Genomic DNA, 11,778 nt, shown 5'->3' with positions numbered 1-11,778 from the left:
GATCACCAGGTGCGGTAGGGCAGGAACTTGCCCGACAACTCGACCTTCACGCGGTCGCCCTTGGGGTCGGGCTGGCGGGTCACCTCCATCTCGAAGTCGATGGCCGACATGATGCCGTCGCCGAACTCCTCGTGGACAAGGGCCTTGAAGGTGGGCCCGTAGACGCCGGCGATCTCGTAGAGGCGGTAGATGCAGGGGTCGGTCGGGATGTCGCGGATCCAGTCCTTCGACGGCGGCTCGGCGAGGGTCTCGGCGGCCTCGGCGGGAAGGTCGAGGAACTGGACGAGGGCCGCGGCCTTCTCGGGCGGCATGGCGTTCATGCCGACGCAGGCGGAATGGGTCCAGACGGGCGACATGCCGATGCCCTCGGCAATGGCGGTCCAGGTCAGGTCCTTGCGCTTCTTGGCGGCGAGGATCAGGGCGGCGAGGTCGTCCTTGGTCAGGACCTCGGGGATCAGGGTATCTTTCATGCGCTTTGGCTCCGGTTGAGGGCATCGAGGGAGGCCGCCCGTTGGGGCGGCCCCGGAAAGGATCACTCGGCGGGCACGGGGACGACGGCGGCATCCTGGCCGGCGGGCGCCGTGACGGCGGAGTCCTTCTGATAGTGCGTGGCGTAGATCATGCCGCCCACGAAGGTCAGGCCGCCGACGAGGTTGCCGATGACGGTCGGGATCTCGTTGAAAAGAAGGTAGTCGGCCCAGGTGAACTGGCCGCCGAGCATGATGCCGGAGGGGAAGAGGAACATGTTCACGATGGAATGCTCGAAGCCGAGGTAGAAGAAGACGAGGATCGGCATCCACATCGCCACGACCTTGCCCGGAACCGAGGTCGACATCATCGCCGCGACCACGCCGGTCGAGACCATCCAGTTGCACATCACCGCGCGGACGAAGAGCGTGAGCATGCCCCCTGCCCCTGCCTCGGCATAGCCGAGCGTCCGGCCCTCGCCGATCACGCCGATCTTCTGGCCGACGGCGTCGGGTTCCGCGGTGAAGCCCATGGTGAAGATGGTCGCCATGAAGACCGCCGTCGTCATCGCGCCGGCGAAGTTGCCGCAGAAGACGAGGCCCCAGTTGCGGAAGACGCCGGGCCATGTGCAGCCCGGGCGCTTGGCGATCATGGCCAGCGGGCAGAGCGTGAAGACCCCGGTCAGAAGGTCGAAGCCCATGAGGTAGAGCATGCAGAAGCCCACCGGGAACAGAAGCGCGCCGATAAGCGGGTTGCCGGTGTTGACGGTGATGGTGATCGCGAAAGCCGCGGCGAGCGCGAGAATGGCGCCCGCCATGTAGGAGCGGATCAGGATGTCCTTGGTCGACATCTTGATCTTGGCCTCTCCGGCCTCGACCATCTTGGTCGCGAAGTCCTTCGGTACGACGTAGCTCATCTGTCAGTGTCCCCTGTTGATGGTGGCGAAGATGTCCCGCGTCGCCGCGGGGGATGCGCCGGACCCGGCGCGGTGGAGGCCTGCGGGCGCGGCGGTCATGCGGCGTCCGCCTTGGCGATCGCCGCCGCCTCGAGGAGGAGGCGGCCGTTCTCGATGCGGATCGGATAGGTCGCGATCCGGCCGCTGTCGGCGCCCTGCACCTCGCCCGTCTCGAGCGAGTAGACGTGATTGTGGAGCGGGCAGGTGACCTTGCGGTCGTGGACGATGCCCTCGGACAGCGGCCCGCCCCGGTGCAGGCAGGTGTTCGAGGTGGCGAAGACCTCGTTCTCGCCGGTGCGGAACACCGCGATGCAGCCCGCGCGCGACTTCACCAGCCGCGCGCCGCGAAGCGGCACGTCGTCGAGGGCGCCGATGTCGATCCAGCCCATGTCCCGGGTCATTCCGCGGCCTCCAACGTGAGATCGGCGAGCGGCAGGTAGCGGCGCTTCTGCTGCTCCTCGGTGCGCTCGGCCCAGGGGTCACGCTGGTAGACCGACTGGCTGATCGCGAAGCGGTGGTTGAGGTCGGCGCGCGTCGCGGCATCGGCGAGCGTCTCGCGGACCCAGTCCATGCCGACCTTGGCCGTCCACTTGTAGGGCCGGTCGAGGTATTTCGCGTGCTCGCGGTAAAGCTGGACGAAGGCCACGACCCATTCGACCACCTCGTCCTCGGTCGCGACCTTGGCGAGGCGCTCGACCTCCTTGACGTCCATGCCGGCGGCGCCCGAGACGCCGATCTCGAACCCTGAGTCGACGCAGATGATGCCCACGTCCTTGCAGGTCGCCTCGGCGCAGTTCCGGGGGCAGCCCGAGACGCCGAGCTTGACCTTGTGCGGCGTCCACGAACCCCAGAGCATCTTTTCCAGGCGGATGCCGAGGCCGGTGGAATCCTGCGTCCCGAAGCGGCACCAGTCGGTCCCGACGCAGGTCTTCACCGTGCGCAGACCCTTGGTATAGCCATGGCCCGAGACCATGCCGGCGGCGTTGAGGTCGCCCCAGATCGCCGGCAGATCCTCCTTCTTCACGCCGAGAAGGTCGATCCGCTGGCCGCCCGTCACCTTCACCGTCGGCACGCCGTACCTGTCGGCGGCATCCGCGATGGCGCGAAGCTCGTCCGGCGTGGTGATCCCGCCCCACATCCGCGGCATGACGGAATAGCTGCCGTCCTTCTGGATGTTGGCGTGGTTGCGCTCGTTCACGAAGCGCGACTGCGGGTCGTCGGTGTAGTCCAGCGGCCAGTCGGCAAGGAGGTAGTAGTTCACCGCCGGGCGGCAGACGTGGCAGCCGTTCGGCGTCCGCCAGCCAAGCTCCTGCCAGACGGCGGGCTGGGACTTCAGCTCCTGCGCCTTGATCAGGCGGCGAAGGTCCTCGTGGGTGATATCGGTGCAGCCGCAGACCGGCTGGGCCTTGGGCGCGGCATAGTCGCCCCCCATCGTGACGGCGAGGATCTGCTCCACGAGGCCGGTGCAGGTGCCGCAGGAGGCCGAGGCCTTGGTCTTGGCCCGAACCGCGCCAAGGTCGGTCGCGCCGGCCCCGATCGCCTCGACGATGGAGCCCTTGCAGACGCCGTTGCAGCCGCAGATCTCCGCCTCAGGCTGTAAGGCTGCAACGGCCGCCGTAGGGTCCAGCGGCTCGCCCCCCTGAAAGGCGGGGCCGAAGATCAGCGTCTCGCGCATCTCCGAGACGTCGGCGCGGTCCTTGATCAGGCCGTGGAACCAGCCGCCGTCGGCGGTATCGCCGTACATCACCGCGCCGATCAGGCGGTCGCCCTCGATCACGAGGCGCTTGTAGACGCCGCGGGCCGGGTCTCGGAACACGACGTCCTCGCGGCCCTCGCCCTCCGCGAAATCGCCGGCCGAAAAAAGGTCGCAGCCGGTGACCTTGAGCTTGGTCGAAAGCTCTCGCAGGACGAAGGTGTCGTCCTCTCCCAGAAGCGTCTTCGCCAGCACCTTGGCCTGGTCGTAAAGCGGCGCGACGAGGCCGAAGACCGCGCCCTCGAACTCGACGCATTCGCCCAGCGCGAAGACCTCCGGATCGGTCGCGCTGCGCATCTGGGCATCGACGAGGATGCCGCGCCCGACCTCGAGGGTCGCGGCGGCGGCGAGCGCGGTCGAGGGGCGGATGCCGACGGCCATCACGACGAGGTCGGCGGGGATCTCGGTGTCGTCGATCAGCCGCACGCCCTCGACGCGCCCCTCCCCGAGGATCTCGGCGGTCGAGGCCTTGAGGCGGACGTCGATGCCGCGGCGCTCGAGGTCCTGCTTCAGCAGATAGCCGGCAGAGGCGTCGATCTGCCGCTCCATCAGGTGGCCCGAAAGGTGGAGGACGGTGACCTCCATGCCCCGCAGGCGCAGGCCGGCAGCGGCCTCGAGCCCGAGAAGGCCGCCGCCGATGACCACGGCGCGGGCGCCTGGCTTGCAGGCCTCGATCATCGCGTTGGTATCGTCGAGATCGCGGTAGCTGACGACGCCGGGCAGGTCCCTGCCCGGGACGGGGATGATGAAGGGCGACGATCCGGTGGCGATCACCAGGCGGTCGTAGGGAACCTCGCCGCGCTCGCCCGAGACGGTCTTGCGGGCGCGGTCGATGGCGACGACCTTCTCGCCGAAGCGGCAGGTCACGCCCTTCGCGGCGTACCATGCGTCGTCGTGGGTGACGATCTCGGACCAGCTCTTCTCGCCCGACAGGACGGGCGAGAGCATGATGCGGTTGTAGCAGCCGCGGGGTTCGGCGTTGAAGACGGTGACCTCGAAGCGGTCGGGCTCGGCCTCGAAGAGGTGCTCGAGCAGTCGTCCCGACGCCATCCCGGCGCCGACGATGACCAGTTTTTCCTTGGGCATCAGGGCCTCCTCAGCAATACCAGGCGACGACATGCGAAAGCTCGCCGCCCTGATGGATGGGCAGCGCCACGACGCTGGAATAGCCGTGGGCGGCCTGTTCGTTGGTCTCGACGGCGGGCACGCCAGAGCCGAGGACGCGGCCGACGACCCCCTTCCAGGCGGTGGTGCGGCGCTCGTCCTCGTCGTCCCAGAGCGCGCCTTCACGGGCGCAGATGCCGTCGATCAGGATCGCCTCCCTCGCGGCGCCGACTCGGGCGGCGCGGGCGTCCCAGATCTCGAACCGCCGCGCGATGGGCGTGCCGAGGGCGGAGAGAAGCGTCAGCACGTAGGTCTTGCCGCCCGGCGCCGGGACCGGCAGGCCGAGGCCCGTGGTCAGCCCCGCCTTTCCGGCGCTCTCGGCGCGGACGAAGCGGTAGCCCGAGCCGAGGTCGCGCATCAGGATCGGGGTGCGGGCGGCCCAGACACCCCCGACGAGGCCCTGCCCCTTCGGGAACTGCGTGTGCTGGCTGACCCATTCGAAGTGCCTTGCGGCGCCGTAGTAGCCGTCGTCGAGGTGCAGGACGCCGTCCCGTTCCTCCCAGACCTCGATGGCGCCGATCCGCTCGGGCCCGTCGCCGCAAAGGACGACGAGGACCGCCTTGAACGCGCTGCCGGCGAAGACCGGGACCGCGACGGCGCTGGTCAGCCCGGCGGCCTTCGCCGCCTCGGTCCGGCGGAAATAGGAGCCGTCGAAGCCCTTCAGGACCACGGGGCGCGCCTCGGCCCATGCCTTGCCCGGCAGCCCCTCGCCCCGGCCGAAGGAGGTCCCGCGCGAGGTTTCGGCAAAGGCGTCGAGGGCGCCGTAGCTGCCCCCGGCGAGGACGAGGCGGCCCTCTTCCGGCACCCAGACCTCCGCGACCTCGACAAAGGTCGGATCGGTTTGCGCGATCACCCCGGCCATCAGGCGGCCTCCTCTTCGGACTTGGCGTCAGCGGGGGATGCCGGGGCGGGATGCGCGCCGCCCTCGTAGTCCTCGAGAAAGCCGAGGACCTGTTCGCGGTAGGCGTAGTAATCGGGGTGCTCGAGCAGCGCCTTGCGGCTGCGCGGGCGCGGCAGATCGACATCCATGATCCGACCGATGGTGGCGCGGGGGCCGTTCGTCATCATCACCACGCGGTCGGCGAGCATGATCGCCTCGTCCACGTCGTGGGTGACGCAGATCGCGGTCACCTTGGTGCGGGACCAGACCTCCATCAGGACTTCCTGAAGCTCCCAGCGGGTCAGGCTGTCGAGCATCCCGAAGGGCTCGTCGAGCAGCAGCAGCTTGGGCGAGAGGGCGAAGGCGCGGGCGATGCCGACCCGCTGGCGCATCCCGTTCGAGAGATCGGCGGCGCGCTTGTCCATCGCATCGGCGAGGCCCACGCGCTCGAGGTAGTATTCGACCACCTCCTGCCGCTCGGCCTGGCTGGCCTTGGGATAGACGCGGTCGACGCCGACGGAGACGTTTTCCTTCGCGGTCAGCCAGGGGAAGAGCGAGGGGGACTGGAAGACCACCGCGCGCTCGGGGTCGGCGCCCACAACCTCCGTCCCGTCGAGGATGATGCCGCCCTTCGAGATGGCGTTGAGGCCCGCGGTCATCGTCAGCACCGTGGACTTACCGCAGCCCGAGTGGCCGATCAGGCTGACGAACTCGCCCTTGCGCAGCTTGAGGTCGAAGTCCTCGACCACCGTCAGCGGCCCCTTGGGCGTGGGATAGACCTTGTGGAGGTGCGAGAACTCCAGATAGCGCTCCGCGGTCGCGGTGGCCCCGACCTTGGCGACGGCCGAGGGGACGCCGTGGATCGGCGTGACCTCGGGCAGCTTGCGGCTGCCCTCGACCCGGCTCTCGATGCCGGTGTCCATGAGGTACTTCGTGACCCTCGCGCGAAGGCGCTTGAAGCCCTCGTGGTGGTTCATCTCGCCGCGGTTGCGGGGGCGGGGGATCTCGACGCGGAAGGCCTCGCCCAGCGTGCCGTCGGGGTTGAGCGGCACGATCCGGTCGGCGAGCAGGATCGCCTCGTCCACGTCGTTGGTCACCAGCACGCAGGTCTTGCGGCCACCGCCGTCGGTGCCCGCCTCCCAGATCTTCAGGATCTCGTCGGCGAGGTTCGCGCGCGTCAGCGCGTCGAGCGCGGAGAGCGGCTCGTCAAGCAGCAGCACCTCGGGGGTCATGGCGAGGGCGCGCGCCACGGCGACGCGCTGGCGCATGCCGCCCGAAAGCTCCGCCGGGCGGCGGGCGGCGGCATGGGCGAGGCCCACCATCGCGATGTAGTGCTCGGCCCGGGCGGCGCGCTCGGCCTTCGCGAGGTCGGGCGAGACCGCGTCGACCGCCAGCATGACGTTGCCTGTGACGGTCAGCCAAGGCATCAAGCTGTAGCTCTGGAAGACGAGGCCGCGCTCGGGGCCGGGGCCCTCCACGGGCTTGCCGCGGAACAGCACCTCGCCGCGATCGGGCGTCTCGAGCCCCGCCATCAGGTTGATCAGCGTCGTCTTTCCGGTGCCCGAGAAGCCGAGGATCGCGACGAACTCGCCGTCCTCGACATCGAGGTCGATCCCCTTCAGCACCTCGTGGCGGTGGATGCCGTCGCCGAAGCCCTTGGAGACGCCGTTGAAGGTCAGGATGCCCATGCGCCCCCTCCTCAGCGAGTGTTCGTGAAGGTGAAGGCGGCCTGGATCGCAAACATCAGCCGATCGAGCAGGAAGCCGATGATGCCGATGGTCAGGACCGCGACCATGATCCGCGCCAGCGAGGAGGAGGAGCCGTTCTGGAACTCGTCCCAGACGAACTTCCCCAGGCCCGGGTTCTGGGCCAGCATCTCGGCCGCGATCAGGACCATCCAGCCGACGCCGAGCGAGAGGCGCAGGCCGGTGAAGATCAGCGGCAGGGCCGAGGGCAGCACCAGCTTGGTGATCTTCGCCCGGGTCGACATCTTCAGGACCTTCGAGACGTTGACGAGGTCCTTGTCGATCGAGGCGACGCCGAGGGCGGTGTTGATAAGCGTCGGCCAGAGCGAGCAGAGCGTGACGGTGATCGCCGAGACGAGGAACGACTTGGCGAAAAGCCCGTCCTGCGTGGTGTAGACCGCCGAGACGACCATCGTGACGATGGGCAGCCAAGCGAGCGGCGAGACCGGCTTGAAGATCTGGATCAGCGGGTTGAGCGCGGCATTCGCCGTCGCCGAGAGGCCGGCGGCGATGCCGAGCGGCACGGCCACGACGGTGGCGATCAGGAAGCCGAAGAAGACCGTGCCGATCGAGGTGGCGATCTGGTCGTAGTAGCTGGGCGCGCCGGTATAGGCGCGCTGGACCGGCTCCTGCCCCGCCGCGACGCGGCGCTCGTTCAGCGTGGCGACCTGCTCCTGAAAGCGGGCGCGGCTTTCCGCCTTGCGGGCGGCGTCCTCGTTCAGGGTCACCGCCTCTTCCCAGACCTGCGCCGGCCCGGGGATCGCCCCGAGCGAGGTCTGCACCGTGGGCGCGAGGACGGCCCAGAGCGTCAGGAAGCCGGCGATGGCGGCAAGGGGGATGCCGAGCAGCCGCCAGATCTCGCCGATCTGTCCGCGGGGGTTGTCCCCGGCGGCAGCGCGGAGGAGCGGGGTGACCCAGGCGAGGCCGAGGACCGAAAACCAGCGGTCGACGCGGTTGATGCGGGTGAACCAGAGGGCGCGGCGCGCCTCCTTGTGGTCGGCTTCGAGGACGTTCGGATCGACGGCGGTCATGGCTGTCTCCAGAGCGTGGATCGGATTGCGGTGCGCCTCGGCGGTCCAGACCGGCCCTGAGCGGGCCGGACTTCGTCTCGTCAGGGGAGGTGCGCGGTCGCGGCCTCAGCCCTCGACCGCGCGGCCCACGACCCGCTGGTCGGCCTTCAGGCCGATCGGCAGGCTCTCGAGGTAGGCGTTGGGGGCGCGGCCGTCGTAGGGGATGCCGTCGATGATATCGGCGGCGGGCGTCGGCGCCTTGTAGCCGTCGCTGTCCCAGGGGAAATCGGCCTCCGACGCGAGCCCCTCGTCCACGAGCATCCGCGCCGCCTCGAGGTAGATGTCGGGGCGATAGACGCGTTCGGCGGTATCGAAATACCACTGGTCGTCCTGCGCCTCGGCTATCTGGCCCCAGCGGCGCATCTGCGTCAGGTACCAGATCGCGTCCGAGTAGAAGGGATAGGTCGCGTTGTAGCGGAAGAAGACGTTGAAGTCGGGGACCTCGCGGACGTCGCCCTGCTCGTACTCGAATGTGCCCGTCATCGAGGCGGCGATCACCGCCTCGTCGGCGCCGACGTATTCGGGGCGCGACAGGATCTCGACCGCCGCCTCGCGGTTCGCGTTGTCGTTCTCGTCGAGCCAGATCGCCGCCCGGATCAGCGCCTTCGTCACCGCGATCGCGGTATTGGGGTTCTCCTCCGCGAAGGCGGCGGTCATGCCGAAGACCTTCTCGGGGTTGTTCCTCCAGATCTCGTAGTCGGTGACGACCGGCACGCCGATGCCCATCGCGACGGCCTGCTGGTTCCAGGGCTCGCCCACGCAGTAGCCGTAGATCGTGCCCGCCTCGAGGGTGGCGGGCATCTGCGGCGGCGGCGTGACCGACAGGAAGACCTCGGCGGCGATCTGGCCGCTGGTATCCTCGGGGCTGTAATAGCCGGGTTCGATCCCGCCCGCGGCGAGCCAGTAGCGCAGCTCGTAATTGTGGGTCGAAACCGGGAAGACCATGCCCATGTCGAAGCGCCGCCCCGAGGCATTGTAATCCTCGACGACCGGCGCCAGCGCCGCGGCCGAGATCGGGTGCTGCGGCAGTCCGTCCGCGTTCGCCGGGATGTTCGGCGCCATCGCCTCCCAGACCTCGTTCGACACGGTGATGCCGTTGCCGTTCAGGTCCATCGAGAAGGGCGTGATGATATGCGCCTCGGTTCCGTAGCCGATCGTCGCGGCGAGCGGCTGGCCCGCCAGCATATGCGCGCCATCAAGCTGGCCGTCGATCACGCCGTCGAGCAGCACCTTCCAGTTGGCCTGCGCCTCGAGGGTCACGAAAAGCCCCTCGTCCAGGAAGTAGCCCTGCTCGTAGGCCACCGCGAGCGGGGCCATATCCGTGAGCTTGATGAACCCGAAGGTCAGCTCGTCCGTCTCGAGCTCGAGCATCTGCGCCGTGGCGGTGCTGGCGAAGAGCGCGGCGAAGGCGGCTCCGGCAAAGCGATGTCTCATCTGTCGTCGTCCCTGTCGTCGCCCCGTCCGGGAAGCGCGGGACGGGGTCGGAATGCAAAAAGGCCGCATCAACCGAGACCGCGCATGACTGCGCGGACGGTCGAGCGGCCATGCTCGGGTCAACCCTGCTTAGGGAGAGAGTATCGAAGCGCCCCGTTGCTCTTCGATGGAACCTTGGATGCGGGATGCCTGCGGACCCGGCAAGACACTTTATGACCGGGCCGTGAATTTCTGCCGGTCTCGCCCGATCCGCGGACGCGGGATGCACAAGGCTGCGTCAGTTGTCCCGGCTTGGGTCGAATATCTGCCCGTCGAAGAAGCGGTTTTCGAAGAGCTCCATCTGCCCCGTGTCGGAGGCGACCATGGTGCCGGCGGTGATTCCACCCTCCACCTTCTCGGAGGCGCCGGGCATCTGGGCACCGGCCCCCGCGAGGTGGCGGCGGTAGAGGTCGGTGCGGAACACCGCCTTCGCGGCTGTGCTCGCACCCTCGCGCTCGAGCCCGAGGCGCGCGGCCATGCGGTGCCCCATCCAGGCCGCCTGGCTCTTCCATGGAAAGGTGGCGGCGCCGGCGAAGAACTCGAGAAAGCCGGGCACCGCATGCGAGCCGCCGCCCGGAGAGACGACGAGATGCCCCGACAGCGCCCGGTCGACCAGCTCGGGCGGCAGGCCAAGATAACCCTCGCGCGCCAGGATCTCGGCCGCCGTGGTCGCGACGCCGCCGGTGCCGAGCCAGCGCGCCGCCCGCCAGATCGCCCGCATCAGGCGGCCCGCCAGCTCCGGCTCGGCCTCGGCCCAGTCGGTGCGCAGGGCGAGGACCTTCTCGGGCGCGAAGCTCCAGATCGAGGAGCCGGGAAGCAGGAGCCGCCCGACCCCCGTCTCGACCGCCAGCGATCCCCAGGGCTCGCCCACGCAGAAGGCGTCGATCTCGCCGGCGCCGATAGCCTCGGCCATCAGTGCGGGCGGCACGGTCCGGATCTCGACGCCCTCCGGCGCGGGCAGGCCCGAGGCCGAGAGCCAGTAGTACAGAAGCTCCGCATGCATGGAGAAGGGAAAGGGCACGCCGACCCGCAGCCGCCCCCCCGCCGCCGCCGCGAGCGCCCGCCCGGCCCCCGCCGCATCGCCGAAATCCGGCGCGCCCGCATCGGCGATCCGCGCGGCAAGCGCCTGCGACACGCCGACGACATTGCCGTTGACCGAGAGGACCTGCACCGCCGAGACCCGCGCCGCGACACCGCCGAGGCCCAGCGCCATGGCGACGGGAATGGGCGAGAGAAGATGCGCGGCCTCGACCCGCCCGAAGGCCAGCCAGTCGCGGACCGAGGACCACGACGGCGCGCGCAAAAGGTCAAGCTCCAGCCCCTCTTCCTCGGCGAAGCCCAACTCCTTGGCGACGATGATGGGCGCCGCATCGACCAGCGGGACATAGGCGACCGACAGGCGCGCCTTCACGACAGAAGCCCCGCGGCGGTCACGAGCGCGGCGGCGACATCGGCGATGCGCCGGTTCTGGTCCATCGCGGTCTTCCGCAGAAGCCCGTAGGCGGCGCCCTCGTCGATGCCGCGGGCCTTCATCAAAAGTCCCTTGGCGCGGTCGATGACCTTGCGCTCCTCAAGCGCGCGCTTGGTCTCGGCCAGCTCGTCGCGTATCCGCCGGACCATGTTGAAGCGGGTGACGGCGGCGTCGATGACCGGCTTCACCCGGTCGGGGCGCAGCCCGTCGACGACATAGGCCGAGACCCCCGATTCGATCGCCGCCCGCGTCAGCCCGTCGTCCGAGCGGTCGACGAACATCGCGACCGGGCGCTCGAGCGGCGCGGTCGCGAGGGTCAGCTCCTCGATGGTGTCGCGCGAGGGGTTGGCGATGTCGATGAGGACGATGTCGGGGTTCCGCTCGGCAAGCCGGCGGGCAAGGCCCGAAACCTCCGAGATCACCTGGATGTCATGGTCGCCGGTCTCGCGCAGGCCGTCGACGATCGCGAGCGCACGGTCACGATCGATCTCGACGACGACGATGGAAAGCCCCTTGCTCACAGCGCTCTTGTAGGGCCCGGCGCCGCGGATGCACCGGCGAGCCGCCCGCACCCGGGGGCTATGGCGACCCGTTGCACCAAGAGCGTGCAGGTGCCGGGCCGAATGATCGCAAAACGGTCATTGTTTCGATCACCCGGCGACGCGAGGGGTCGAGGCCCAAGTCGCGGCACGGCCGGGCCCGCGATGCCGGCGCAGGACAGGCGGCATCCCCGCCGGCAAGGTCGCGCTGCGGCAGGCCGGAAAAAGCGGCGCCTGGCCCTTGCAGACAGACGCCGAAA

Annotated in this window: 10 protein-coding genes; all 10 read right to left on the bottom strand. The window is 69.3% G+C overall.

Translation table 11 applies throughout. The annotated features are described in order from the left end of the window. Positions 1-2: 2 nt before the first annotated feature. Positions 3-470, bottom strand: coding sequence for a cyanase (gene cynS / locus DFP88_RS11210; RefSeq protein WP_110814568.1), 468 nt, complete (start codon positions 468-470; stop codon positions 3-5). 62 nt (positions 471-532) lie between these two features. After that, entirely contained in the window at positions 533-1,384 is an 852-nt protein-coding gene (locus tag DFP88_RS11205; RefSeq protein ID WP_110814567.1) for a formate/nitrite transporter family protein, read from the bottom strand. Positions 1,385-1,479: 95 nt separating this feature from the next. Further along, positions 1,480-1,812 carry a nitrite reductase small subunit NirD gene (nirD, locus tag DFP88_RS11200; RefSeq protein ID WP_110814566.1) on the bottom strand — a complete coding sequence of 111 codons (333 nt, stop codon included), beginning with the start codon at positions 1,810-1,812 and terminating at the stop codon, positions 1,480-1,482. 8 nt (positions 1,813-1,820) lie between these two features. Continuing rightward, positions 1,821-4,262, bottom strand: coding sequence for a nitrite reductase large subunit NirB (nirB, locus tag DFP88_RS11195; protein WP_110814565.1), 2,442 nt, complete (start codon positions 4,260-4,262; stop codon positions 1,821-1,823). 10 nt (positions 4,263-4,272) lie between these two features. After that, positions 4,273-5,202 (bottom strand): GAF domain-containing protein, encoded by a 930-nt coding sequence (locus tag DFP88_RS11190; RefSeq protein ID WP_110814564.1) that lies wholly within the window; start codon positions 5,200-5,202, stop codon positions 4,273-4,275. Then, entirely contained in the window at positions 5,202-6,908 is a 1,707-nt protein-coding gene (locus tag DFP88_RS11185; RefSeq protein ID WP_110814563.1) for an ABC transporter ATP-binding protein, read from the bottom strand. Before DFP88_RS11185 ends, DFP88_RS11190 begins: the two co-directional genes overlap by 1 nt. Before the next feature lie 11 nt (positions 6,909-6,919). Further along, positions 6,920-7,996 carry an ABC transporter permease gene (locus DFP88_RS11180; protein ID WP_110814562.1) on the bottom strand — a complete coding sequence of 359 codons (1,077 nt, stop codon included), beginning with the start codon at positions 7,994-7,996 and terminating at the stop codon, positions 6,920-6,922. 105 nt (positions 7,997-8,101) lie between these two features. Next, positions 8,102-9,469, bottom strand: coding sequence for a CmpA/NrtA family ABC transporter substrate-binding protein (locus tag DFP88_RS11175; RefSeq protein WP_110814561.1), 1,368 nt, complete (start codon positions 9,467-9,469; stop codon positions 8,102-8,104). A gap of 277 nt (positions 9,470-9,746) precedes the next feature. Continuing rightward, complete coding sequence (locus DFP88_RS11170) at positions 9,747-10,919, bottom strand: ABC transporter substrate-binding protein (protein WP_110814560.1); 1,173 nt, start codon at positions 10,917-10,919, stop codon at positions 9,747-9,749. Beyond that, entirely contained in the window at positions 10,916-11,500 is a 585-nt protein-coding gene (locus DFP88_RS11165) for an ANTAR domain-containing response regulator (RefSeq protein ID WP_110814559.1), read from the bottom strand. Before DFP88_RS11165 ends, DFP88_RS11170 begins: the two co-directional genes overlap by 4 nt. Positions 11,501-11,778: the final 278 nt, after the last annotated feature.

Origin of the sequence: Pseudoroseicyclus aestuarii (assembly GCF_003217255.1) — a bacterium.
Taxonomy (GTDB): domain Bacteria; phylum Pseudomonadota; class Alphaproteobacteria; order Rhodobacterales; family Rhodobacteraceae; genus Pseudoroseicyclus; species Pseudoroseicyclus aestuarii.
Note: the sequence above shows the minus strand (reverse complement) of the source record. Positions and strands in the feature narration are given on the sequence as shown.